The following is a 25,952-nucleotide window of genomic DNA, read 5'->3' as shown; positions in this document are numbered from 1 at the left end:
ATTATATTTTTTCAGTAGAATGAAGGTGCTTCTGAATAGACGGTTTAAAATCATCAACGACCATTGAGAAATCAATCGCTTCGACCGAATGCGTAAGCCTGCCTACTGAAATAATGTCCACTCCTGTCTCGGCAATTTGACGCACTGTGTCTTCCCTAACTCCTCCAGACGCCTCTACGACAACCCGGTGGTTAATATACTGAACCGCTGTTTTCATATCCTGCAGGGACATATTATCAAGCATAATCACGTCAACGCCGCTCAGAACGGCTTCCCGTACCTGTTCCAGCGTTTCACATTCAACCTCTATTTTAACCATATGGCCAACTTTTGTTTTAATTTTTTGAACAGCCTCAGCCAGATTTCCGATTGCGTCCAGATGATTATCCTTAAGCATAACGGCATCATACAAACCAAAACGGTGGTTCGTTCCTCCGCCGACCCTGACAGCGTATTTCTGCAAGTTTCTCATACCCGGCATCGTTTTGCGCGTATCTGTGACCTTAACGCCTAAATCAGATACAAGTTCGACAAATCTTCTTGTAATACTAGATATTCCTGAAAGATGCTGAATGAAATTAAGTACAGTTCTTTCAGCTTGAAGGATTCCTGCCAGTGAACCATTAATTTTCATGATCAGGGTCCCTGGTCCGATACTGTCTCCGTCTTCAACCTGTATCTGAACGTCTAGGCACGGATCTATCTTCTTAAAAGTCATCTCAGCAATAAAAAGGCCGCAGACAATCCCATGTGCTTTGGCATAGATTCTGGCTTCACTCTGGTAATCTTCAGGAATGATCAGCGTACTGATATCTCCGGTACCAATATCTTCTTTTAAAGCACGTTCAATCAATTCTTCATATTGAAACGTAGCGAACATGATGATCCCCCTTCATATAGACAGAATGCTTTTGCCAGTATTCCTCCGCATTCGGGAAATCCCGTCGGAAATGACCCCCTCTGCTTTCTTCACGTGCCAAAGCAGCCTTGATAATCACCATTCCAATCGCAAGCATATTGCCAAGCTCGAGTTCCGGTACTTCAGAATGGGGGTTAAACCGTTCCATCAATTGATTTAATTCCGCCTGTGCCTGCCGCAAATGTTCTTCATCCCGAATGATTCCGACTTTATCCCATAAAATATTCTGCAGTTCTTCTTTCAGAGTAGCCGGGTCTGCAGCGGAATCCCGGACATCACATTCACCGGGGTAGCCTTCATACGGCAAAACATCTTCCGGGTTGGGCATTTCGCCAATCTTCTGATTGATTGTATCAGAAATGGTTGAAGCAAATACTAATCCGTCCAACAAGGAGTTGCTGGCGAGCCTGTTGGCACCATGAACGCCATTACAGGCACATTCACCGCAAGCAAAAAGATTTGGCAAATTCGTTTCACCAAATTCATTGATGCGGACTCCGCCCATTAAGTAATGCGCAGCAGGGCCAACCGGTACTGGATCTGTAGAAATATCAACGCCATAATTCAGACAGGTTTTATAGATTCCTGGAAACCTTTGTTCGACTTTGGAGTGTCCCATCGGGCTGAAATCGAGATAGACCTGTCCTGTCTGCATCTGCTTCCAGATCTCCCTTGATACAACATCCCTCGGAGCAAGCTCTTTACCGGGAACACCCTCCATAAAACGTTCTCCACGTGAGTTCACCAGTACAGCTCCCTCTCCTCTGGCTGCCTCCGAAATTAAAAAATTGGGTGCTCCCGGTAGCAGCAGGGCCGTGGGATGGAATTGAATAAATTCCATATCCATAAGTTCGGCTCCTGCCCGATAAGCAGCAGCTATCCCGTCTCCTGTCGCAACCGCAGGATTGGTCGTATGCTTATACATCTGACCTGCACCGCCCGTGGCCAGGATAACGGCTTTAGCCAGCCATATTTCCATTGCCAAGGTAATATTGTTGAGCACCAGAGCTCCGCAGACCTCTGCTTTACTGTTCTTAACAAAGTCAATTAAATAATAGTTTTCTTTAACGGTAATCGGGCTGGAATGCACAACTTCTACCAGGGCACGTTCTATTTCTCCGCCGGTGGCATCACCGTGAGCATGTAGTACCCTGCTTTTGCTATGGGCACCTTCCCGCGTAAAGTCCAGTTTATTATTGCTTTCATCAAATTTGGTGCCAAAATCAATCAGCTTACTGACACACTCCGGTCCTTTCTCAGCCAGGATCTTGACTGCTTTCAGGTTGCATAGCCCTGCTCCGGCTTTAATGGTATCGCCATAGTGAAATTCAGGAGAGTCATCCTCATTAAGAGCAACGGCAATACCTCCCTGGGCATGCTCAGTGTTGCTTGCCATCACATCTTTCTTGGTCAGAACGGTTACTTCATATTTGGGACAAAGTTTGATTGCTGCAAACAATCCCGCAATTCCGCTTCCGAGAATAAGCACTTCGGTCTGAAAGATCTCAAGCTTATCCTTGTCCCAGGGAATCAGATATTCATTCTCATTCATATCTCTTACTCATCCTCAATGTTATATGTTCATTATTGGACGGCCAGCATTCTTTCCAGCGCGCAGACCGCCTTCTCTCTGATTTCTTTTGACACAGTAACGACCGGTACCATGTTTGAAAGGGCATCCTTGACCTTCTGCAAGCTGATCTTTTTCATATTCGGGCAGATCATATATGCTGAAGCCATATAAAATTGTTTTCCAGGACAGCGTTTAGTAAGTTCATGCAAAATGCCACATTCCGTTCCAATAATAAATTCGGTGTCCGTCGAATCTTCTGCATACTTAATAATTCCGGCAGTAGAGCCAACATAATCGGCTTCCCGCCAGACTTCCTCGCGGCATTCAGGATGAACCAGAACTTTTGCTCCCCGATGTTCCTCCCGCGCCTTTAAGATATCCTCCCTGGCGAGCCTATGATGGGTCGGACAGAATCCCGGCCACAGGTTAATCTTTCTGTTCGTTTTGGCTGCAATATATCCGCCGAGGTTGCCGTCAGGCACAAACAGGATCTCCTCTTTTCCAAGAGATTGAACAATTTTCTCTGCATTGGATGATGTACAGCAAATATCGCTTTCGGCTTTCACCTCTGCGGATGAATTAACATAACAGACCACCTTTACACCGGGCAATTTGGCCTTCGCCTCTCTGAGCCGGTTTGCTTCGACCATGTCAGCCATTGGGCAGCCGGCCGAAGGTTCGGGAAGCAGGACAGTCTTCTCCGGGGATAGGATTGCAGCACTTTCTGCCATAAAATGGACCCCGCAGAATACGATGACATCTGCATCTGTCCGGGCAGCCTGCTGGGCGAGCTGAAGTGAATCTCCGACAAAATCCGCAATATCCTGAATGTCCCCCGGCTGGTAATAATGGGCAAGAATTACCGCTTTTCTTTGCTTGCGCAGAGCATTTATATCATTGATCAGCTGATCTTTGCGTTCGCCATTATCCATTTATCAGCCTCTCCTTTCGCTCGTAGACCTTTTTCTAATTCTATTCTTCGACATAAAATGTGTCAAGCCTGTACGCCGTGCACTTCAACATCATCGATTCTGGCCGGCTGGTTCTTTTCGTCGACAAAAACAATTTTCGGTGTATATCCTTTGCTTTCTTCATCGGAAAACAGCCCATAGGAAATAATAATCACCTGATCCCCGACCTGGACCAGCCTGGCTGCTGCTCCATTTAGACAGATTATTCCGGAATTCTCCTCTCCTGGAATAACATACGTTTCCAGCCTTGCTCCATTATTCAGGTTAACGACCTGAACTTTCTCATTTTCCAGAATATCGGCCTGCTCCATCAGGCTGCGGTCTATCGTTATGCTTCCCACATAATTCAGGTTGGCTTCAGTAACCCTGGCTTTATGGATCTTTGATTTCATCATATTTCTGAACATTTTTTCTCACACCTCCACGACAATATTATCAATCAAGCGCGTTGTGCCAAAACGTACGGCAAGAGCAATCACAACAGGGCAGTCAATACTGTCGACAGCTGCAAGATTGTCCGCTTTTCTTATTTCTACATAATCAATTTTCCCGTTTGATTCACTGCTTATTCTCTGTCTGATCTCTTCTCTGACAACTTCAGCGCAGGTCTCACCTTCAATAATTCGTGCCTCCGCTTCCTGCAATGAACGGAACAACACCGGGGCTTGCCTCCGGTCTTCACTGCTCAAATAAGCGTTTCTGGAACTCTTGGCGAGTCCATCGCTTTCTCGGACCGTCGGGAAGGCCACGATTTTAACAGAGCTATTTAAATCTTTTGTCATTTGTTTGATGACAGCAACCTGCTGGTAATCTTTTAAGCCAAAATAGGCTTCATCAGGTTGAATAATATTAAAAAGTTTTGTCACAACAGTTGCTACTCCCTGAAAGTGTCCCTGACGGCTGGCTCCGCAGAGGACCTCGGTGATCTGGTATACCTGAACTGCCGTAAGGCTTTTTCCGTCCGGATACATTTCCGCGACCGAAGGAGCAAATAACAAGTCTACTCCTGCCTGTTCGGCGAGTCCCGAATCCCTGGCAAGATCACGCGGATATTTCTCATAATCCTCATTGGGACCAAACTGTAAGGGATTCACAAATATACTCATCACAATATAGGTTTTTTTGTGATTCGGATCCTGATTTCTGGCTATTTTGACCATGGACAGATGGCCTTCATGCAAGAAGCCCATCGTGGGTACAAGGACAACAGCTTTTCCCTGCTGTTTGGCTGATGCTATTTTTTCTCTTGTTTCAGCTATTTTTTCGGCAATGATCATTGCTTTGTTTCCTTTCCTAAGTCATTCAAAAGTTCTTCCAGGTCATTTAAACCTTCTGGGTGATAGGATACCCTATCCAACAGTTTTTTTTCTTTTCCCAATTCCAAGGCCAACTTCCCAAGCTCTCTGTAGACCGTCCTCATCTCTTCAGGCATGCTCTGGAGATGTCTTGCGACCACTCCGGCATCTCCCCTGGCAATTGGCCCTGTAAGCGCCCCAGGCAGCCCCAGTTTGTCTATATTCCGGCAGGACCCGTCTAACAGCGGCAATAAGGCAGCCAAGGCGTCTTCGCGCTCTATTCCGGCTTGCTCAAATAGTTTGACTGCCAGTAGGACCAGCGAAACAAGATAGTTTGAGACAACAACTGCTCCGGCATGATACAGGCTTTTTTTCATCGGATTAATTTTTAGCGGGATTCCGCCTAATAACATAACCAGTTTCTCCCCTTGGCGCTCAACCTCCGGACTGCTGCCTTCTATGCCAAAATAGGTTCCCTTCATGACGGAAACCGCGGTATCAATATTTGCAAAGGCCTGCAGTGGATGCAGAGACAGGTAGCCGACAGGCAGTACAGGATCCTGACACATGACCCCCGAAGGTAAAGACCCTGAGCAGTGGATCCAGATTTGACCTGGTTTAATATCCCTCTCCTGAGAAAGTCTGGCTGCTGCTTCTTCAATGTTGCAATCCTGAGTCGTAATAAAAATCAGATCTGACTCCATCACAAGCTGCCTCAATCCAAGCTGCTCTTTTGGCAAGTATCTCCGAAAATGATCATATGACCTTTTGCCGCGGGTATGGACTCCGATACACTCCAGCCCTGCTTTCTCCAACAGAATCGCCAGAGATGTCCCGACCACGCCAGTTCCGATGATTCCAAATTTTATCGTATTTTCTGACAACAAAAATACACCTCACATGGTGAAGGTGTATTGTTATAAACGAATTCAACAACTACCCTGCCTTCACCGTCCCAGTAGTAATAATCCAAGCGGTTGATGCACGATCCGATCAGTCATAAAAAATAGCCGAACTGCTACGGTACAACCCTATACAGATGTCGTCTGCAGCTTACTCTTTAGTATATGATAAAGAAGAGAAATAATAAAGAAAAATAATTTTACTTAACACGTATTGATCTTATTTATACCTATATTTTAATTTTTTTAATAAGTCCTTCGCCTTGAACAGTTCCGATTACTCTTCCTGACTGCAGAATATAATCCGGTGCTATTTCTCTTAGCGGAGCCAGTACGAACTCTCTTTGTTCCATAAAGGGATGTGGAATTGTCAGTTTTTCAGTCTGAATCACGTAATCCTGATAGGAAAGAATATCGATATCAATGGTGCGCGGCCCCCAATGAGTCAGTCGTTTTCTTCCTAGAGACATTTCAATTTGCTGGCAGACCTCAAGCAGTTCGTAAGGATCCAGCTCCGTTTCAATGCCAATGGCCATATTCAGGAAAGGTGACTGGTCAACATTGCCCCAGGGTTCAGTCTCATAGAGGCTGGAAATACGCTGAATCATAATCCCTGAAGTATCCATCAACATATTGAGTGCCCGATCCAAATATTCCTTGCGGTCTCCTTCATTGCTCCCCAAACTTAAAAATGCTCTCATCTTTTTTCTCCCGTATGATTTCTACGGATATATCCTTAAGAATTCCGGAAACCGGGGCATTTGGCTTATGTACCTCTACCCGGACGCCTGAACAGCAAAATCCGGTTGTAATTTCCAAGGCTATTTTTTCGGCAAGTGTTTCAATCAGCTGATAACGCTGATCAAGGACACAATTTTTGACTACTTGATAGACTTCAGCATAATTGACAGTCTCCACCAGATTGTCCTGCATACTGACCGGTTTTTTCAGGAAGATGTCCACGTCAATCAGAAATCTTTGGCCAAGAACCCGCTCCTCCTCCATCACCCCATGGTAAGCATAAAACTCCATACCACGCAGGTGAATGACATCACTTTCCTTCATAATCTTCTCCTCTTTTTCGACGTATCACTAGGTCAGTGATAAGCGCAGCCTTTTTGTTTTCGGGAACATCATGCACACGCAGAATATCTGCTCCGGCAACAATTCCGAGCGTCCCCAGAGCAATCGTCGGTTCGAGCCTTTGATCAACCGGAAGGTTCAAGGTCCGTCCAATCACGGATTTGCGGGATACTCCCAAAAGAAGAGGACACCCTAGCGATTTGAATTCTTCCATCCGGCTTAAGACTTCCATATTCTGTTCCGGTGTTTTTCCAAACCCAATTCCGGGATCGACAATAATTTGATTCTGCGTCAATCCGCAGTCTAGAGCCATTTCAATGCTACGCTCCAGGAATGACAATATTTCACCCATCATATTCTTATATTCTGTATGATCCTGATTATGCATTATCACGACCGGAGCTTGATATTCTGCAATAACGCGGGCCATTTCAGGATCTTTCTGCAAACCCCAGATATCATTAATGATATGGGCCCCCAACCGCAAAGACTTGGCTGCAACAGCTGCTTTTTGGGTATCAATCGATATTGGAACCGGACTGACCGGAATAAGAGCTTTAAGTACCGGTTCAAGTCTTGCCCACTCTTCTTCGGCACTGATCCCCCCATATCCCGGGCGGGTGGACTCTCCACCAATATCAAGCATATCAGCACCGTCGGCAACCATTTTTTCCGCCTGCTTTAAAGCATTTTCGATATTGTCAAATTTTCCGCCGTCGGAAAAAGAATCCGGCGTTACGTTTAATATTCCCATGATCAGAGTCTTTTGACCCCAAATGAGATTTTTTCCCCTGCAATCGATGGTTCCGGCCGGAGGTTCCTCCAAATAGGCCATTAGCTTGCGTAAGGACTGAGCGAGGGACTGGAACTCCGCGGACATCGTCGCCAGTTTGTCCGCAAGTTTGGTTAACTGCTTATAGTTACCAAGAAGTAATACATCGCCTTCCGGTGATCCGCTGTCGAGCAAATCTTTATGGACAGCTGCATCCCCACCTAAGGAGAGCATTTCCTGTTTCAGAATCAAAGCTACCGGAGCTGGTACATTCTCCAGCTTGATCGGTTTGGTCAAAGCCTTGCCATTCATATATGGAAGACCACCAAGATCAACGCCAACCTGGCTGAGGGCTCTTTCAGCCTGCAGCAGGCTATCTATTTTGAGCCATCGCAAATTGTACGCCTTCAAATCCTTCACTCCTTTTCCGCCTTAATTAATGAATTCATTTTTCAGGCGCTCACCTGTTATCAGGTTATCCCTTCTTTACCTCCGAAGCGTACTCGAAGGTATAGCTTCCTTTAAAGGATGGAATTGTCACCGTTTCGCGGGTTATTTCAACTTTTCTGCCAAATTGTTTCAAATCAATCGCGACCATATTCGTCAAATAGTCGAGTAGATCATCCTGCTTGCCAATAGCCAGGATTTCATACGTGGTTCCGCCAATCCTGCTGATCGGAACTGAATTCACCAGGATTGTCGCTGTCCCGCTGATAACAATCGAAGTCGAAGCAACAATCCGCTGACCATTAATGCTGATCGCTTCTGCTCCTGCCAGTCGCAGGACATTCACGATCCCGCGCAGCTCATCCGTACTCAGTGGAATAACTGCATCAGTATCCGGACCGCTGTCTTTGACAATCATCTTAACCCCAGATCCGGTAACAGCGATGGTTCCGTCAGCGATTTTAAGCTGATCCAGTCTTGCCTTAAGATAGGGATTCTCACTGTTTCTATTCCTATATTTTTCCAGCTCTGCAGATATTCGATTATATTCTTCCTGCAAAGAATTGTTTTCATCCTGCAAGGTTTTCATCACTGTATCGGTCTGCTCAACTCTTTGCTGCTGAATTTTTTCCGCACTGTCCACTTCTCTTTGCGCCTGGAACTGAAGGGAAATCAAAAAGCCAATCGCTACGGCAGCAATCGTCGCAACTGTTATGACATGTTTGTTTATCAAGTCTAACCCTCCTTGACAGGCTGTGCATACTTATAACTGTACTGATTAGCAGCAGGCACTGTGACAGATCCCTTAGGTATTTCCAGTTTACGGGTTATGCCGTATTGTTGCTGATATTCCCCGAGCATGTCCCATACGTAAAACTGAAGAGCCGACTTTAAGTTATCCTGATTGCCGATCGCCACGATGTTATACGGTGGCATCTGTCTTGTGTTGTTGATCTTAATATAAGAACCGCTGCAGAATATTTCTGTATTAGAAGTAATCCGCTGGTCATTAATCGAAATGGCCTCAGCCCCACCGTTCCACAGTGCATTGACGATTGCCCGCAAGTATTCCTCATGGATATAATAATTCCCAATGCTTCCATTACTTGTACTTCGCTTCTGATCAGAATCATCCAGAACGATCATAATGCCCGGGCCACTGAGGGACACAAGCCCTGCACTGATCTTCGCCTTCTCCAATTGTTCGGAAGCCAGGGCCGCAGCGCTTTCCCCCGCCTGATACTTCGTCAATTCTTCCAGCAGTTTGTCATTTTCTCCGGCCAATTGTTCATTCTCCATCTCCAGCTGAAGAAGACTCGGGAGATTTTTCTCCTGTGAAGAAGCATTTTGATCAGCCATATAGGATTTAATAACAATTACAAGAAAAACACCGATCAGCAGCATCCCCACACTGATCATCATCCATGCCATTTTCTTTTTATCCTGCATCTGATTCACCCCGGCTTATTCTGACATATAAAACAAAACTTGGTTCAGAAAGTACTTTGAGTTTTTCTGACAGACTGTAAAAAGGACACCCGAATGGGTGTCCTTGTATTTACTCGCTAAGCCACTCTTCACCGGCTTTAGTATAACTAAGAATTTCTGCCAGTTTGAAGTACAAGGAAATTTCCCTCTCGGCACTTTCCACAGAATCTGAGCCATGGATGACGTTTCTGCTGATGTCCATCGCATAGGCGCCCCTGATAGAACCAGGGTTGGCATTTGCAGGATTGGTCGCCCCCATCATTTCTCTAGCTATAGCGACTACATTCTTGCCTTCCCAGACCATCGCCACAACCGGCGAGGACATAATATACTGAACGGTAGGTTCAAAAAAACCTTTACCCTTATGTTCCTTATAGTGTTCTTCCGCCAAGGCTCTGTCTACCTGGATCAACTTTAAGCCAACAAGCTTAAATCCTTTCTTTTCAAATCTGCCAATCACTTCACCAACCAGACCTCTTTGAATGGCGTCCGGTTTAAGCATAAGAAAAGTTCTTTCCACGGGAATCCTCCTTAAATGTCTATTATAAGATATTTTGAGCTCATCTGAGCAAGTATCTTGTCAACCTTAAGCGTTTTCACTTTCTTCTTTTGGTTCATTATTTTCCGTACTGTCACCGTTTACGGACAGAGGCGTGTCATAAGGATCACCTATGCGTGACTCATCATATTTGGCAATGATATCCTGGAAAGAGTCTGCCTCCAGCGTTTCATTGACCATCAGTGCCTGAGCAATCGCATGCAGAATCTCAATTTTCTCTGAAATGATATCCTGTGCCTTCTGATAAGATTCATCAATGATACGGCGCACCTCATGATCAATCGCCTGGGCTACAGATTCACTGTAATTACGGTCACGCGCAATATCACGTCCCAGGAAAACCTGTTCTTCTTTATGGCCGAAAGTTACCGGTCCGAGCTCTTCCGACATCCCGAGTTCGGTAATCATTTTTCTTACGATGCCTGTCGCACGTTCCAGGTCGTTGGAAGCACCGGTACTGATCTCATGCAAAACCAGGGCTTCAGCTACTCTGCCACCCAAAAGCATGGTGACCTGGTCAAGCAGCTGGGACTTCGTCATATAGTTGCGGTCCTCTTTCGGCAGCAGCAGCGTATAGCCTCCTGCCCGGCCTCTTGGTATAATCGAAACCTTATGCAGGGGATCCGTATGCGGAAGGTATTCTCCCAGAAGCGCATGGCCGGCTTCATGGTAAGAAACCAGTTTCTTTTCAAAATCACTGATCACCCGGCTTTTCTTTTCCGGACCGGCAATGACTCTTTCAATCGAATCTTCCAGCGCCTTCATATCGACTTTCTTCTCATTACGCCGCGCTGAGAGCAAAGCAGCTTCATTGACCAGATTGGCAAGATCAGCCCCTGTAAAGCCGGGGGTTCTGCGCGCTAAAACTTCAAGGTTAACATCCGAAGCTAACGGTTTACCCTTGACATGGACCATCAGAATTTCCTCTCTTCCTTTGATATCCGGGAGAGTGACAACAATCTGTCTGTCAAAACGCCCAGGACGGAGAAGAGCCGGATCCAGGATATCCGAACGGTTGGTCGCAGCAATGACGATGACACCTTCGTTACCGTTAAATCCGTCCATTTCGACCAGAAGCTGATTTAGGGTCTGCTCGCGCTCATCATGGCCGCCGCCCAAGCCGGCACCGCGCTGACGTCCCACAGCATCAATTTCATCGATAAAAACGATACAGGGGGAATTCTTTTTAGCCTGTTCAAAAAGATCTCTCACCCTTGAAGCTCCAACGCCAACAAACATTTCCACAAAATCGGAACCGCTGATGCTGAAGAACGGAACTCCGGCTTCTCCGGAAACGGCTTTCGCCAACAAAGTTTTTCCGGTTCCGGGAGGGCCAAAAAGGAGTACCCCTTTCGGAATCTTAGCTCCAATCTCATTAAATTTTTTCGGTGATTTCAGAAATTCTACGATTTCTTCCAATTCTTCCTTAACTTCATCTGCGCCTGCAACATCTTTAAACGTATATTTGTGTTCATCTGTTACCAACCGTGCCCTACTTTTGCCAAATTGCATGACTTTGCTTCCGCCGCCTTGGGTTTGCTGCATCATGTAGAAGAACAACCCAAAAATAAACAGGAACATCAGGAGGGTCGGCAGGACAGAAACCCACCACGGTACAGTGGCCGGAGGCTCAAATGTAAGGTTGATATTCTGTTTTTCCATTTGATCCAGAAGGGTTTGATCTCCTGAGGGACCGGCGACTTCGTAGATCTTGCTGTCTTTCATGGTAACGGTATAGACGTAGTATTTATCATTGACCTGAACGGAAACATCACTGACACCGCCCGAAGCAATAGCCTGCTTAAAAGCATTATATTTTAGACTGGTATCCTTTGCTTCAGGAGGATTTGCCCATTTGATAAGCAAAACTGCAAGAAGAATAATCAACAAATAGATCGCGACATTTTTTAGTATTTTCAATCCGGAGATCCTCCTCTCATTGATGGAAACATATTGTCAATACTTAACGTACATTATTCGGACGTTTGAAAAACTATGAGATATTATATCATGTGGTTTCCTATTTTACAATCAATCCAAAATAGTAGAAAACCTTATATTTCAGCCGCAACCAAATACAGTCTGGAAGATTGCGGACCAGCCGGCAAAAGGCTGTCTCCCCTGCATACACCTGGGATCCAGACGACGAGATCGCCAAAAGCAAAAAACAGAATCTTATCACGTTCCCCAGCAGGAATATCTTTGTCCTGAAAAACCTTTTTAATTGCTTTATGCCCTAAATTCTTAAAATAAATACGGTCTCCGGCCTGTCTCGTCCTACATACCAAAGGCTTAGTCTGAACAGACATTTGGCTCCGATCAAGCTCGGTACTCCACAAAACATGCTGTTCTTCCGGATAGAAATCAAAAATTCCCACCTGTACTTTTAACTCCGTAATTTTATTCCAAACGTTCAAAGCAAGGGGTAACTTGACAAAAAGCGGGAACTCTTCAATTCTATCTTTCCCGGAAATATACTCTTTTGATTCTCGCTCTACGTTAAAAAAGAAAAGGCCTTGCTTGACAACTTCTACCTTAAAACCTTGAAGATCCTGACGCCATCCGGTCTGTTGCCCCTTTTGCATCCAACGCTTAACAAATTTAAACGCTGGCCCTCTTGTTTCTCCCGATACCTGCGAAGCCGCTTTCCTGAGCAGGCGGGAAAGGATTGCCTCCGGTTCTTTCCAGGCTTCGTGCGAAAGCAGGACTCCGGTATGATCTGCCCGGAGACAGTACCTGGGCCACAAAGCTTCCGTCTGGGCACAAATATATTCTTCGTCCCAGCGCAGCAGTTCCGCTGTTCGTCCCAAAGCATCGGTAATCCTCTGATTATATTTGCTTTCCAGTTCAGGAATTAGCTCGAGTCTGATCCTATTCCTGTAATAGTCCGTTTCCAGATTGCTCTTGTCAATTGAATAGGGAAGATTTTGAACTTTGCAGTATTCCAGGATTTCTTCTTTTGTTACCGAAAGAAGTGGACGGATGATTTTGTCTTTAACAGGATAAATGCCTGCGAGTCCTGTTGTTCCGCTTCCTCTTAAGAGACGGTAGAGAACAGTTTCCGCCTGATCTCCCAAATGGTGGGCAGTGGCCAGTAAATCACAGCCCCACGCTTCCATGTCTTCCTTCCAGCGAGCATAGCGCCATTCCCTTGATGCTTCCTGAAAACTTTGGCGGCATGCTGAAGCGTTACGTTTCGCATCAAATTCATGCAAAATAAATCCTGCTTTCCATTCCCCAGCAAGATTCTTAACAAGCTCCGCTTCCTCTTCGGCTTCTCTCCTGACCTTATGATTGACATGCGTAATAACAAAAGAAATATTCTTATCTTGATTTTCGCACGAATAGCGGTAAATGACATGAGCCAGGGCCACCGAGTCCGGTCCTCCCGAAACAGCTACAAGCACCTTGGACTGAGACGGAATTTGTTGCGGCAATACCTCCGAGCTCAAGCTTTCATACATTATTTTCTCCGTAGCCTTCCTAAAAATCGTATTAATACTATTCTCTCCAGATTTTGCCGATTTGTCAAAGCATTCCTATTTTTATTTTTAATATAAAGGTTAAATCTTAACAACAGCTTAAAACCGGGTTTAATTTTTGGCATCGTTTCCGGCCAAGTCCTTCCTCTTCACAACCAGGACAACCCCGTCATCCTCCAGACAGTCCCCGGACAGTCTTCGTGCTTCTTTGACAATACTATCGGCCAGATCCTGTGAAGACAAACTTCTGTTGTTCTTCAGATATTCTTTGAGCCAATCGTCCTTTCTTTTAGCTACATCCAAGATTCCGTCTGTTACGATGACAAGCGTCTCGCCTTTAAAAGGAATATCAATCGCCGGGATATCAATATCGTTCAATATACCAGCCGGCAGACTTGATGTTTTTACTGCATCTACTTTGTTTCTGCTGATGATATAGGTCGGTGCTGCTCCAATTTTAATCAACCTGGCTTGATCTGCCTCGATATTCAACACGGCCATATCGACGGTGACAAAGCTCTCTTCCGGAGAACGTAAAACCAGGATTGAATTAAGCGCTTTGATGGCACTCTCCGGTTCAAATCCAGTACTTAGAAGCTGTTCCAGTATTGTAAGTGCCGCTGAACTCATCCTGGCCGCCTCTTCCCCTGCGCCCATACCGTCACAGATAATCAGCGCATTTTTGGATGAAGATAACGAAACCGAACTAAAGTTATCGCCGCTTATGCCATTACCGGTTTTAATAAAAGAGCCGATGCCCAGATCTAAAACCAGTTTATGCTTGCGGGACCAGACCAGAGGTTTTCCGTCTTCGTGATTATGCTGAGAATGAAGCTCCTGGGCGAGGTGCCCGATCACCTGAGATACACTTCTGTACTGGCCAGCTAAGGCTTCTTTGTTTATGGCCAGACGTTTTTGCCAAACCTCTTTGTCTTTTTCCTGCTCCAGAATAAATTGAGCCGCTAGCATGACTTCTTCAAGTTTACTGCATTTTCCCCATTCGTCAGGCACTTTCTCCTGATTGATTTGATCTGAAGCTTCACCGGTTTGGTTTCTTTGAATTCTTTTCTCTTCATAGGCAAACAAGTCATACATAAAATGATAGGTTTGGTGAAAATCCTGCTGCCAGCAATAATTTGAATCCGGGCAATGCCGGCATATCTTATCCACCAGGTTATTCATCATTTCCGGTACTTCCGGCTGCAGCCTGGATTCAAGTCCTGCCGCCTGGAAACCATAAGCAAGCTGATCAAATAGGTCGCCAACAGTTTTGACTTTACTTACTGTTGTTTCGATTTCTGGCATTACTTTATTCTTCAGAAAAAATTTTTCATGTTTTCCGGGTAATAAGAAAAACATAAGAAGCGCAAGCGCGGACGAATAAAGATGAGAAGTCAAAAATGTCTCATTGACAAAAAAAGAGGCCATCAAAATAGAGGCGCTGTAGGCAGCCGCAACTCCCATCTTGCCAAAACGAGTAAACCCTCCGCACATAAACCCGAGTAAGCTGTAGAGTCCCGCATCAATCAGGTTATCGATTCCAAGATTCCATTTTAACAAAAAGCCTAAAATTGCTCCGACACCTGCAGCTGAACCGGCTCCGTATTTATAGGCCACAAAAAGCAGAAAGAACCCCAGAAATGTGATTTGTAAATTGATTTTCCCAAAAGCGAGCCCTTGTAAGCCGCTTAAGCAGACTGCCAGAACTAAAATCCACACCATACCTTGTTCGCCCTTGAAATTGCCCTTCATAAGGCTTTCCTTATGAAGAAACGCAAAGAAAAAAATAATTGAAAAGCCTGCGGCAATAATACTTTGGACCATTACCAGCAAGATAGACTCCACTCCGAAGCCATTGGTAAACCTTGATACGCCTAATCCGGGCAGTAAGGTTCCAAGTGCCGTAAGCACGGCGAGAAGAAGTATTTTTCCCTTGCTCTCTTTGATCATCTGAACTGCCAGAACACCTAGAACCGCGCTCGGCATAACTTCCAGAAACACTGAAAAATCCTGGACAGATACCAGACCGACCGTGATTCCGGTAAGACCCGGCAGAATCCATTTTTTCATATTCATGCTGAGAACTGCAAGATAGGCAATAGCAAATGGATAAATACCCAATAGGTTTGCCCGGGCTGTTAAAAAACCTCCGATAACAATTAGACATTGTATTCCCAGCGAGTCAGAAAATCGGTTAATGATTTTTTCCGCTTTGAGTGTTGCCCATTCAGCCATAATGCCACCTCTTCCACTTAATGGAATTATTATAGCTGATGGTGGCCGCGAAGCTTGTCTAATTCGGGAATCTCCATTGGCAATCATTTTTCTTGCTTCAGCAAAAAAACTATTGACATTGTATCATATACGAATATCACCGCCCAATTGACATGATATTACCTGATCAAAAAGCGCTGCCGTTAACAAATTAAAAATAATTCGTTGTGCGGCAGCGCTTATCAAATACACTTATCATTTATAGATTAATTTTCCGACTCTTTGGGAGCTATTAAAATTTCTCCTTTACGAACCAGTCCAAGTTTTTCTCTGGCTAATTGTTCCACATAACTCGGGGTATTTAACTTCTCTATTTCCTCATGCAATTGACCATTTTGAGCAATAATCTGAAGCTTTTTACTCTCGAGCTCTGCTTTTTGCTGCTCAATGGAACGATCCAACTGAAGCAGCTGATAGGACCAGCTTCCGCCTAACATCAAAGCAATCCCCAAAACAATTACGAATATTGGGTTTATCTTTTTTATTCTCTTTCTTGTATGCTTTTTGCTATTTCTCATTTTCCTCATCATCCTCCAGTGGATAATTCAGCCCTAATTCATGATCCTGGATGATTCCGATGATCTGATATCCTTTGGTCTTGGCCCTTGCGAGCATGGTTGAAACAGAACTGCCGCTTATCCCCAAAACCTTGGCGATATCCTCGCTGGAACGCCCGCTTTCTTTAAGCATGACAGCTTGTCTCTCCCGGAAACTCAGTTTTTCCAATCCTCGTATTTCCCAGTGCAAAATCTTCTTTTCCTTATTGTCAATTTACCAACAAAGACAAAACTTCATCTACATACCAGCTACATATTCTGTACAAATCAACTACAAAAATATTATAAGTATAGTTATTATATAATTAAAGCTAGTCAAAATCAATACTATTTGCTTTTTTTGATCAAAGTATTCCGGCTTATCGCTTCACCGATCCGATACAGAAGCATCCCCAGCCAGCGCAGAATGCCATAGGGAATCCGCATCATTCCGGCAATTCCGATGTAAACGCCCCGCAAAAACGCCTGGATAAGCTTTCTGATGAATTGGCTAACGTAACGGATCAAGCGAAATAACACATCAAAAAATTTTTTAACATATCGGCTAAAAATCGCAATATAGAGCAAAAGACCCAGCAAACTTCCCAGAAACAGATAAAAACGAAATTCAAGGTAATTTGCTTTTTGCGCAAAGTAAAAAATAATTCCAAGCGCAGCAACAGAGAAAAGCAAATCTCCCAAAAACGTCTGTATCTTTGTTAGGCCCAAATGCCAGCGTAACATTCGGTAAAAATCAAAACATATCCCAACAAGTAATCCACTTAGGACAATGCTAATCAAAACAGCAAACTCGCTAATCCCGATTTCGCCCCCTTCAAAAGGCTATTTGAAAATTTTTTCCCATACTCCTTTGGAGGATTCTCCAGATCCACTCGCAGCATAAGTCAGCATGTCAATTTGGCCTTCAATCTCCAGCTCTGATTGTTCGAGGTTAAGATTGTTTACACCCAGGTCCCGCCCCTTAATCGTTACCCTACCTTTTGTGGTATCCAGCGTAATCTCTTTGGGGTCGAACGATTTTACCTTTTTTACCCCTGAAACCGTCAGCAGTTTTCTGTCTTTGATAACAATCTTATGCTCAATTTCCCGTTGGCCTGTCATTTCCATCCCCCCAAAGCCCTTTCTGAATAAATACTTATTCAGAAAGTCGGGGGTTTAGACATCATTTTTTTTCATCTTTAATCAGCTGATAGAGTGTCTCAGCTTCTTCCGCCTTGGCACTTGGTGGCGTCGACAGCACCTTGACCTCAAGGATATGATTCCGCATATCAATGCAAATAATGTCTCCAGGCTTTACTTCTGCCGAAGGTTTGGCAACTCTGCCATTAACACTGACTTTTTCGCCTCCACAGACATCCTTGGCCACAGTTCTCCTTTTGATAAGCCTTGATACCTTAAGATATTTGTCCAGTCTCAAACAAAACAACTCCTTATTTTGAAATGCATCTTAAAAAACCAGGCTCAAAAAGAACCTGGTTTTTCGCAATCAAGCTATGAACTTAAAAAATTCAAGAACTTACTGTACTGACTCTTTTAAAGCTTTTCCTGCCTTAAAGCCAGGTACTTTGCATGCGGGAATGACAATTTCCTCTTTTGTCTGAGGATTTCTACCGACACGCTCTTCTCTTTTCTTAACCTCAAATGTACCAAAACCAACTAATTGGACTTTCTCACCACTTGCCATTGCTTGACTGATTGTGTCAAAGACTGCGGCTACCGCTTTTTCGGCATCCTTCTTGGTGAATTCGGTCTTTTCTGCTACTGCAGCAACGAGTTCCGCTTTATTCAAAAGTCTCCCTCCCAATAATAAACTAATAGCCTCTATATTCGCTATGAAACTGCATTCTCCTTCTTGGAAATGCTAAAATAAACCTCAAACCCCAGTTTTTTCTTCACTTTTTACCACTTCCCAGAAAAAATTCATGTTTTCCATGCTCATTCCTCCTCTGTTAGGTCCTTCCAAATCTATTTTGTGCATCATTTTATAAAATCTTTGTTGAAATTTCTTCGTCCCCTGCCGCAGGGCTTCTTCAGCGTTTATTCCGAGAAAGCGCGACAGATTAACAATAGAAAAGAGCAAATCGCCTAGTTCTTCTTCTATTCTTGGACTTTTTCCCACTTCCTTTTCAAGCTCAGCGAGCTCTTCATAGATTTTAGAAAGGGGGCCCCGGTGATCCTCCCAGTCAAAACCGGCTTTAGAAGCCTTTTTTTGAGTCTTTTCAGCGAATTGCAGCGCTGGAAGCCCTCCTGGAATATCAAAGAAATTCCTTTCCGTTTCTTTTTCCGGACTTTGGGATGTCAGCTTTTCCATTTTTTTAATTTCATCCCAGTTTACCAGAACTTCCTGGCTTGATGCTACTTCAACTGACCCAAAAACATGAGGATGCCGGCGTATCAGTTTATCCGAAATGCCCTTTATGACATCGTTCAGGCTGAATCGCCCGGATTCCTCTGCAATGCGGGAATGGAACACGACTTGTAATAATAAGTCTCCCAATTCCTCACATAAATTATTCATATTTTTGGAATCAATTGCATCCAACACTTCATAGGCCTCTTCAATCAGGTATTTCTTCAGCGACTCATGATCCTGCTCCTTATCCCAAGGACACCCCCAAGCAGAACGCAATTCGGCCATAATTGCAGTGAGCCTTTCCAGCCGGTCACTATTTTCCCTGATCATTGTCGCCTTCAGAGTAAAAGAGGTTCCAAGCCTTTGGTAAAGTCCGGCTGTGATCCTGCCTTCCGCGATTGGGAAACCCGGCAAAGCGAGTGTTATTTGCTTCTTACCGGACACCGTCATAACCTTTTCTGCAATCAAATCGAGTCCTGTGTCTAGGTCTAAAAGGATATTTTCCGTTTTTTCTGCTGCTGCGAATATTTCCTGGCACGGAAAACCCTCCCGAATCAGATCTGAAGCTGCCGGATGTTCGGCATTCCACAGGAATATCAGATCTGAACCTTTCAATAATTTATAGGCGGCAAGAGACAAAGAATCAAGTCCTTGGTCTCCGAGGCCCAGAATATTTAATATCGGGTTCACTTGCTTTCCTCCTGTTTTATATTAAGGTTGACAAGGCACTCGTTGCTTGTCCAATAATACTATAAATGGCAGGAAGATCTTTGGCAAGCATCTCGGGACGCCTCCTTGGTACTTACCCCAACTGGACTTTCACCAATTAGGTAATGCGCGCTTATCTGAGCACGCACCATTAAGAAAAGGACTGTCAACATGCTGTTAACAGTCCTTTCAATTTTTATTCTTTGCATTTAAACATTACTGTTCCATTTGTTTGGCTAAAAAGCCCGCTGCAGTTTCAGCAAGTTTGATTTCCAAATCTCCCATCTTGATGTTCGGTTCTTTGGACATGAGTACGACTACCCCAATTGGATCACCTTCAGCAATAATCGGTGCAATGACCTGATTTGTTGCTTTGACTTTTTCCTCTCCTTCCGTTTCTTTCAAAACAGAAGATTCTCCCGTATTGTAAATGGTTCTCCTTTCTTCCATGGCCTGCTCGGCTACAGCACCAAGAGATTTGTTTAGGTAGTCTTTCTTGGAAGCCCCTGACACCGCGATGATGACATCTCTATCTCCGATACAGGCAATGTGTCCTGTTGATTCAAATAAAGAATCCGCATATTCTTTGGCGAAGTCTCCCAACTCACCAATGGGCGAATACTTCTTTAGTATCACTTCCCCTTCTCTGTCCACAAAAATCTCCAGTGGATCTCCTTCTCTTATCCGCAAAGTCCGCCGGATTTCCTTGGGAATAACTACTCGGCCAAGATCATCTATTCTTCTGACAATTCCGGTTGCTTTCATTAAGTTCTCCCTCCTTTTTCCAAAGCGACTAATTCAATCTTAGTATATATCTTGAACTGCTTTATTATTCATATTTTTCCATACACGCAAAAAAGAATAATCCGGGATTACCGATCTGTCTTGTGCTAAAATATTCTTGGTCTGTTGCAGACTTACGAATAAATAAATAGAGGAGTAACAAAAACTGAAGTTTTGTTACTCCCTCTTATGGTTTGATTAGATTAAACAATCCTATTGCTTATTTAGCAGTTGTATCTGCCGGTTTCAATTCTTCGGCGTATTCGACTTCAGCCGCTTGTCTAAGTTCCGAATAATAGCTTGATACTTTCAGATTTTTGGCATTTTCGAGAGCATCTTCCTGAACGCTTGCTTTAACTTTTTCAAAGTCAGGCACAACAGCCTCTTTATGGTCTTCAACCAGAATGACATGGTAGCCATATTTCGTCTTAACCGGTGCTTCTGAAATGGTTCCTACCTTTTGGCTGAAAGCAGCCTCTTCAAATTCAGTCACCATTTCTCCGTGGGAAAAATAACCGAGATCCCCGCCTGAATCCTTACTGCCGGTGTCTGTAGAATATTCCTTGGCCAGTTCGGAAAAATCTTTACCATCCTTATACTCCTGGATTACTTTATTGGCTTCCGCTTCAGTCGCAACCAAAACGTGGCTGGCCTTGACCTGTTCATCCTGTCCACCAAAATCGGAGTAATGCGATTCAAAATACTGCTGGACTTCCTGATCCGAAACTGTCACATCTTTACCAACGTAATACGAAAAAGCATAAAAATTGGCCACTTCTTCTTCGGTCATCGCCTGTTCTTTCAGAAAACTTGCGTAATCCTGATTGGTCAGCGTACTTTTGAGCTCATCTATTTTCTTTGTAACTTCTGGATTGGTTGTATCCCATTTATTCTTCTCAACTTCCTGTCGAATTAATTCTGTCATAATAATATTTTCGAGGACGGAACTTTTGATGCTTTCCAGACTGGCCTTGCCCTCATCCGTGCTAAAGTCCATACCCTGCTTCTCATAATAGGTTTTGCTGGCATTTAACTTTTCTTCATAAGTCGTCATGGGGATACTTTGCTTATTCACTTTAACTGCAAATTCCTGTTTGGCGCAGCCATTGAGCATAAGCAGCGAAGCAAGCAGCATGATGATCATTGTTATTGTTATTTTTTTCATTAATCCCTATCTCCCTTTCGCTCGGATGAAGTCATTATACCAAGTTACGATTTATTAAGCAATTTAAACTGTACCGGATACGGTCCTGGCAACTGCTGCCGGATGCATCACATATTCCTCTAAAATATCAAATAATTTAAATATGGCTTTAAAGATATCTTCTATACTCGAAACCCTAAGCCGCAGATTCAATTCAAGATTACCTTGTTCCCCAGCTGCAAATGACAACGGGTAAGAAAATTTTGCGGCAATACTCATCAGCTGTTCTCCGGATATTTCGGGATCAGCGGCAAACCGCAGGGAGATATTCTGTTTATGCTGAACAACCTGTTCGAGACCCAGTTGTTTGGCTTTCATTCTTATCCTGATAATTTTAGCCAGGTTTTCAACTTCATCGGGCGGGTTTCCAAATCTGTCCACCAGTTCATCCAGAAAGTCACTTAAGTGTTCTTCACTAGAAATGCCGAGCATTCTCTGGTAAAGCGTAGCCTTAATCTGCTTATCCACGATATATTCATCAGGAAGGAGCGCCTTGACCTGAATATCTATGACTGGCTCAGCGACTTCTTCCACTGTTTCACCACGTAATTGCTGAACTGCCTCTTTCAGCATCTTGACATAAAGGCTGAAGCCAATGCTTGCAAGATGCCCATGCTGCTCCCCCCCGATAAAATTGCCTGCTCCTCTTATTTCCAAATCACGCATGGCAATCTTGAAACCGGAACCAAATTCAGTGAATTCCCTGATTGTAGTCAGCCTCTTTTCTGCTTCTTCTGTCAGAATTTTTTGCGGTTGGTATAAAAAGTAGGCATACGCTTTCCGGTTTGACCTGCCCACCCTGCCCCTGAGCTGATAAAGCTGGCTCAGGCCAAATTTGTCCGCTCCATCGACAATAAGTGTATTGACGTTCGGCATATCCAAACCTGTTTCGATGATGGTAGTGCAAATTAGAATATCTTTCTCTTTTTCCAAAAAGGAAATCATTTCTTTCTCGAGTTGGGTTTCACTCATCTGCCCATGCACAACCCCACAACGGGCTTCCGGGATAATCAAATTCAGCAGTCTGACCACTCTATCCAGTGTCTCAACCCGGTTATGGACAAAAAACACCTGGCCCCCCCTGTATAATTCTCTGCGTATTGCATCTCTTACCAGATCCGCATTAAATTCGGCAACAAATGTTTGAACAGGGAACCTATCTTCCGGAGGCGTCATGATAACGCTCATATCTCTTAAGCCAACTAGAGACATATGCAGGGTTCTGGGAATCGGCGTAGCTGAAAGAGTTAAAACATCCACATTGGTCTTCAGGGTTTTGATCTTTTCTTTGTGAGCAACACCAAAACGCTGCTCTTCATCGACAACAAGCAGACCCAGGTCCTTGAAGCTAACCCCTTCCGATAGGAGACGGTGGGTACCGACCACGATATCAAGCGATCCGTCCTTCAGACTCTGAATGATCTGCTTCTGTTCCTTGGCTGTGCGAAAACGGCTTAGCATTTCGATTTTTACAGGATAATCCATAAAGCGTTCTCTAAACGTATTATAATGCTGCTGGGCGAGGATGGTCGTCGGTACCATGACTGCAACCTGCTTGCCGCTGATTACCGCCTTAAATGCGGCTCTCAGAGCAACTTCAGTTTTACCGTACCCCACATCCCCGCATAGAAGCCGGTCCATCGGCCGGGACTTCATCATATCGTTCTTGACCTCCATAATACTCTGCAACTGGTCTGGTGTTTCTTCATATGGAAAGCGGTCTTCAAACTCTTTCTGCCAGTAGCTGTCTTCCGGATAAGCAAATCCCACAGCCCCTTCCCTTTTCGCATAAAGCTCAAGCAAATTGATGGCCATCTCTTTAACAGCACCCTGTGCCCTGGCTTTCGCCTTGTTCCATTCATTGCCGTTCAGTTTGTTCAGCTTGGGTGTGCTTGATTCTTCTGTTCCGAGGTATTTCTGCAGCAGCTGCAGCTGATCAAGCGGCACATACAGTTTATCTTCACCGGCATAACGAATCGCAAAATAATCCTTTTCAATACCATCGACCTCAATGGTTTCAATTCCGGTAAACTTGCCGATTCCATGGTAAAAGTGCACAACGTAATCACCTGGTTTAAGGTCGCTGAAAGAAAGAATATCTGTTTCTTTTGGGCTTTTTTTGGGTTTTGCCTGGTGTTTTCGTTCTCTTCGGTATATCTCTGATTCTGAAAAAATAACCATTTTGCTTACAGGCAGTTCAAAGCCTTGGTTGATCGAAAGCGGATAAATATAAACGCCGCCCTGGTTGATCGGATCTTCCATCCTGACCAGACTGGCATTAATGCTTCTGTCCTTTAACCCTTGCCCAAGCCGCTGAGATTGTTCCTCGTTCCCTGCAAAAAGTGCAATCACGTATCCGATGGACTTCCACCGCTGGATCTCTTCCACCAGGATTGAAGTCTTACCATACCCGGCTAAAGGGCGGGCAATCATGTTCGTCACTCTTTTAGGGTCAAACCCGGGTATTTCCCGCAATAAATTCGACAGGCCCAGCAAAGGACGCTTTCCGCTGGCGAGCAAATCTTCAAAGCTGATAAATAAATGATCGGGATTAACAAACTCTTCTCCCTTTTCTAGGTTGTCCGTAAATTCAGTAAGACGCTGATTGGACTGAAAATCCAGCTGCTCCTTAAGCCGGAGCGGTTCATCGAGAAATACAAGACAATCGTGATCGAGCCATTCAAAGAAAGGAACATACTCTTCGGACAGCAGACTCAGGTAAGGATAAATGCTTTCATCAAGAATTCCCGTGTTCAGCCGGTTTTCAAGATATTCTACTTTTTTATGAAGTCTCTTAACAGCTTCTACCCGATCCAGCCGCTGTAAACGACCGACGGCTTTGCGGGCTCTGGCTTTGATTTCCCCTTTCAGATCCTGCTGCCTTTTGGTATCAATAACATACTCCTGAACAGGAACAATAAGGACCTCAGAAATACTTTCCAGCGATTTTTGGGTCTCCAAATCAAATACCCGGATAGAATCTACTTCCTCATCAAAAAATTCTATCCTGACAGGATCTCTGTCATGTGGTGCAATATCGAGAATCCCACCGCGCAAAGCAAACTGGCCTCTGCCCTCAATGGTTTCTTCACGTTCATAGCCGGCCTCTACCAATAAGCGCATAAGGTCAGAAACTGCATACTGTTCCCCGACCTTAAAAAGGATACAATGTATCAGCCACTTTTCCGGGCGAATTAGTTTCCTCATGATCGCCTGGACGGGCGCAACGACAATTGTTTCGCTGTCTGTTTCCCGGTTGAATGGGAGCAGGGTGCTCAGGACCCGGATTCTCTCTGCCGTAATTTCGTGACTTCTGCTGAAAACTTCAAACGGAAGCCACTCTGTTGTCGGGAAAAGCATAATATTTTTTCCCGGAAGCCATGCCTCCAGATCTCTTGCCCATTTTTGGGCTTGTTCATCTGTATAGGTGATGATCAGAGCCTGCTGCTTCAGCAAGGAGACCTGGGCTGCAAACGCAGCTTTTTCGCTGCCGGTTATTTGGTAAATCATTTGCGGGGACTCTTTTCTGCTTAAGGCAGCGCTTATTTCCCCAATATCCAAACCTTTGTACAAAAAATCATTAATCGTAGGCATCTGCTGCCCTCCTGCAAAAAGTGGCTCATTCCTTATCATATCTCTGGTCAGGATAGAAAATACCTGTTTTCCGAGTATTCGGGTTGAGCAAACCATATTTACTGATAGTACGTCACTCCGCTGATATCCAGTTCCCTCATGCATTTTGAGCAAAGTGTATAGGCAACATTGCCTTTAATTTCAATAGAAAAATCCATCCTGAGTGGCCTGGTGTCATCCATCTCCAGTTCACCAACGATGGTATCACAGCAACGGCATATTTTCAGCATATACATAGGATAAAACACCTCCTGAGTAATATGCTTGCCTATCCAATCCAAGGTTATACGCTTCAGCTTTATTTAAAGTGACTGTTTCTCCTGGTTAAATAGATTCATGGCCTCATCCCCGTGGCCCTCTATCCACAATCCCACAGCACGCTGTGCCCTGTCCAGGGTACCATCCAACACTGCTTTTTCCTCTTTGGCAAACGTTGAGAGTACATGGTTAACCACATCAAATTCTGCCTTTGGTCTTCCAACGCCGATTTTAAGACGCCAGAAATCCTGTGACCCCAATTCCGCAATGATGGATTTCAGTCCGTTGTGTCCCCCTGCACTCCCTTTGGACCTTAATCGTATCCTGCCGAGGGGGAGATCCATATCATCATGGACCACCAATATATTCTGCGTATTTATTTTATAATAACTTATCAGTTCCCCAACGGCTAAACCGCTTAGATTCATATAGGTAATTGGCTTCAGAAAGAATATCCGCTCATCTTTGTTTCTTATTTCAGCCACTTTGCCGCGAAAATCATTACGGAAAGACAATCCTTCCTGAGCAGCAATTCTGTCCAATAGCATGAACCCTGCATTATGTTTTGTCTCGCTATATTTAACTCCCGGATTCCCGAGACCGATTACAGCCCTCATAAATTCTCCTTATCGGCATATCGTTTAAGTCCTAAGCATAAATTGAATAGACAGAACAGCATCAATCAAGGATT

At 44.4% G+C, this 25,952-nt stretch carries 27 protein-coding genes; all 27 read right to left on the bottom strand.

The features are described 5' to 3' along the window. Nucleotide 1: 1 nt before the first annotated feature. The 27 genes from nadC to pth all read right to left on the bottom strand — a co-directional run bounded on the left by nadC (nucleotide 2) and on the right by pth (nucleotide 25,878). Nucleotides 2–880 (bottom strand): carboxylating nicotinate-nucleotide diphosphorylase, encoded by an 879-nt coding sequence (gene nadC / locus AAH944_RS00730; RefSeq protein WP_415535688.1) that lies wholly within the window; start codon nucleotides 878–880, stop codon nucleotides 2–4. Then, nucleotides 858–2,471 (bottom strand): L-aspartate oxidase, encoded by a 1,614-nt coding sequence (gene nadB, locus AAH944_RS00725; protein ID WP_415535686.1) that lies wholly within the window; start codon nucleotides 2,469–2,471, stop codon nucleotides 858–860. The genes nadC and nadB overlap by 23 nt, the downstream gene beginning before the upstream one ends. 32 nt (nucleotides 2,472–2,503) lie before the next feature. Then, nucleotides 2,504–3,424 (bottom strand): quinolinate synthase NadA, encoded by a 921-nt coding sequence (nadA, locus tag AAH944_RS00720; protein ID WP_415535684.1) that lies wholly within the window; start codon nucleotides 3,422–3,424, stop codon nucleotides 2,504–2,506. A 62-nt stretch (nucleotides 3,425–3,486) separates the two neighbouring features. Continuing rightward, nucleotides 3,487–3,870 carry an aspartate 1-decarboxylase gene (gene panD, locus AAH944_RS00715; protein ID WP_415535682.1) on the bottom strand — a complete coding sequence of 128 codons (384 nt, stop codon included), beginning with the start codon at nucleotides 3,868–3,870 and terminating at the stop codon, nucleotides 3,487–3,489. 6 nt (nucleotides 3,871–3,876) lie between these two features. Continuing rightward, nucleotides 3,877–4,740, bottom strand: coding sequence for a pantoate--beta-alanine ligase (gene panC / locus AAH944_RS00710; protein WP_415535680.1), 864 nt, complete (start codon nucleotides 4,738–4,740; stop codon nucleotides 3,877–3,879). After that, complete coding sequence (locus tag AAH944_RS00705; protein WP_415535678.1) at nucleotides 4,737–5,642, bottom strand: Rossmann-like and DUF2520 domain-containing protein; 906 nt, start codon at nucleotides 5,640–5,642, stop codon at nucleotides 4,737–4,739. Before AAH944_RS00705 ends, panC begins: the two co-directional genes overlap by 4 nt. A 248-nt stretch (nucleotides 5,643–5,890) precedes the next feature. Further along, nucleotides 5,891–6,361: a 2-amino-4-hydroxy-6-hydroxymethyldihydropteridine diphosphokinase gene (gene folK, locus AAH944_RS00700; protein WP_415535676.1), complete on the bottom strand. Its 471-nt coding sequence runs from the start codon at nucleotides 6,359–6,361 to the stop codon at nucleotides 5,891–5,893. Beyond that, complete coding sequence (gene folB, locus AAH944_RS00695) at nucleotides 6,330–6,725, bottom strand: dihydroneopterin aldolase (RefSeq protein ID WP_015042356.1); 396 nt, start codon at nucleotides 6,723–6,725, stop codon at nucleotides 6,330–6,332. Before folB ends, folK begins: the two co-directional genes overlap by 32 nt. After that, nucleotides 6,712–7,935 (bottom strand): dihydropteroate synthase, encoded by a 1,224-nt coding sequence (gene folP / locus AAH944_RS00690; protein WP_415535674.1) that lies wholly within the window; start codon nucleotides 7,933–7,935, stop codon nucleotides 6,712–6,714. The genes folB and folP overlap by 14 nt, the downstream gene beginning before the upstream one ends. A 55-nt stretch (nucleotides 7,936–7,990) precedes the next feature. Beyond that, nucleotides 7,991–8,695 (bottom strand): DUF881 domain-containing protein, encoded by a 705-nt coding sequence (locus AAH944_RS00685; protein ID WP_415535672.1) that lies wholly within the window; start codon nucleotides 8,693–8,695, stop codon nucleotides 7,991–7,993. 2 nt (nucleotides 8,696–8,697) lie between these two features. After that, on the bottom strand, nucleotides 8,698–9,411 hold the full coding sequence (locus tag AAH944_RS00680; RefSeq protein ID WP_415535670.1) for a DUF881 domain-containing protein: 714 nt from the start codon (nucleotides 9,409–9,411) through the stop codon (nucleotides 8,698–8,700). Nucleotides 9,412–9,520: 109 nt separating this feature from the next. Then, nucleotides 9,521–9,970, bottom strand: coding sequence for a nucleoside-diphosphate kinase (gene ndk / locus AAH944_RS00675; RefSeq protein ID WP_415535668.1), 450 nt, complete (start codon nucleotides 9,968–9,970; stop codon nucleotides 9,521–9,523). Between the two features lie 66 nt (nucleotides 9,971–10,036). Further along, a complete protein-coding gene (gene ftsH, locus AAH944_RS00670) occupies nucleotides 10,037–11,929 on the bottom strand; it encodes an ATP-dependent zinc metalloprotease FtsH (protein ID WP_415535666.1) in 1,893 nt (630 codons plus the stop codon). Nucleotides 11,930–12,063: 134 nt separating this feature from the next. Next, nucleotides 12,064–13,473 (bottom strand): tRNA lysidine(34) synthetase TilS, encoded by a 1,410-nt coding sequence (gene tilS, locus AAH944_RS00665; RefSeq protein ID WP_415535664.1) that lies wholly within the window; start codon nucleotides 13,471–13,473, stop codon nucleotides 12,064–12,066. Between the two features lie 129 nt (nucleotides 13,474–13,602). Then, a complete protein-coding gene (locus AAH944_RS00660) occupies nucleotides 13,603–15,726 on the bottom strand; it encodes a SpoIIE family protein phosphatase (protein ID WP_415535662.1) in 2,124 nt (707 codons plus the stop codon). Nucleotides 15,727–15,971: 245 nt separating this feature from the next. After that, entirely contained in the window at nucleotides 15,972–16,283 is a 312-nt protein-coding gene (locus AAH944_RS00655; RefSeq protein WP_415535660.1) for an FtsB family cell division protein, read from the bottom strand. Continuing rightward, entirely contained in the window at nucleotides 16,273–16,512 is a 240-nt protein-coding gene (locus tag AAH944_RS00650; protein ID WP_025204977.1) for a sigma factor-like helix-turn-helix DNA-binding protein, read from the bottom strand. The genes AAH944_RS00655 and AAH944_RS00650 overlap by 11 nt, the downstream gene beginning before the upstream one ends. A gap of 137 nt (nucleotides 16,513–16,649) precedes the next feature. Then, nucleotides 16,650–17,102 (bottom strand): spore cortex biosynthesis protein YabQ, encoded by a 453-nt coding sequence (yabQ, locus tag AAH944_RS00645; RefSeq protein WP_415535658.1) that lies wholly within the window; start codon nucleotides 17,100–17,102, stop codon nucleotides 16,650–16,652. A gap of 42 nt (nucleotides 17,103–17,144) precedes the next feature. Continuing rightward, nucleotides 17,145–17,423 (bottom strand): sporulation protein YabP, encoded by a 279-nt coding sequence (yabP, locus tag AAH944_RS00640; protein ID WP_415535656.1) that lies wholly within the window; start codon nucleotides 17,421–17,423, stop codon nucleotides 17,145–17,147. A 61-nt stretch (nucleotides 17,424–17,484) separates the two neighbouring features. Beyond that, the gene (locus AAH944_RS00635; protein ID WP_015045101.1) at nucleotides 17,485–17,739 is read right to left on the bottom strand and encodes an RNA-binding S4 domain-containing protein; all 255 of its coding nucleotides are present in this window, start codon (nucleotides 17,737–17,739) and stop codon (nucleotides 17,485–17,487) included. A gap of 99 nt (nucleotides 17,740–17,838) precedes the next feature. Then, entirely contained in the window at nucleotides 17,839–18,111 is a 273-nt protein-coding gene (locus AAH944_RS00630; RefSeq protein WP_015042343.1) for an HU family DNA-binding protein, read from the bottom strand. Between the two features lie 84 nt (nucleotides 18,112–18,195). After that, a complete protein-coding gene (gene mazG / locus AAH944_RS00625) occupies nucleotides 18,196–19,365 on the bottom strand; it encodes a nucleoside triphosphate pyrophosphohydrolase (protein ID WP_415535653.1) in 1,170 nt (389 codons plus the stop codon). Nucleotides 19,366–19,599: 234 nt separating this feature from the next. Beyond that, entirely contained in the window at nucleotides 19,600–20,148 is a 549-nt protein-coding gene (gene spoVT / locus AAH944_RS00620) for a stage V sporulation protein T (protein WP_015042341.1), read from the bottom strand. Between the two features lie 238 nt (nucleotides 20,149–20,386). Further along, nucleotides 20,387–21,331, bottom strand: coding sequence for a peptidylprolyl isomerase (locus tag AAH944_RS00615; RefSeq protein ID WP_415535651.1), 945 nt, complete (start codon nucleotides 21,329–21,331; stop codon nucleotides 20,387–20,389). A gap of 63 nt (nucleotides 21,332–21,394) precedes the next feature. After that, a complete protein-coding gene (gene mfd / locus AAH944_RS00610; protein WP_415535649.1) occupies nucleotides 21,395–24,964 on the bottom strand; it encodes a transcription-repair coupling factor in 3,570 nt (1,189 codons plus the stop codon). Nucleotides 24,965–25,062: 98 nt separating this feature from the next. Continuing rightward, nucleotides 25,063–25,239, bottom strand: a complete 177-nt coding sequence (locus AAH944_RS00605; protein WP_415535647.1) for a hypothetical protein — start codon at nucleotides 25,237–25,239, stop codon at nucleotides 25,063–25,065. A gap of 66 nt (nucleotides 25,240–25,305) precedes the next feature. After that, nucleotides 25,306–25,878 carry an aminoacyl-tRNA hydrolase gene (gene pth / locus AAH944_RS00600; RefSeq protein WP_415535645.1) on the bottom strand — a complete coding sequence of 191 codons (573 nt, stop codon included), beginning with the start codon at nucleotides 25,876–25,878 and terminating at the stop codon, nucleotides 25,306–25,308. Nucleotides 25,879–25,952 lie beyond the last annotated feature (74 nt).

It is taken from the genome of Dehalobacter sp. CP, from assembly GCF_047652685.1.
In the GTDB taxonomy this organism is placed as follows: domain Bacteria; phylum Bacillota; class Desulfitobacteriia; order Desulfitobacteriales; family Syntrophobotulaceae; genus Dehalobacter.
Note: the sequence above shows the minus strand (reverse complement) of the source record. Positions and strands in the feature narration are given on the sequence as shown.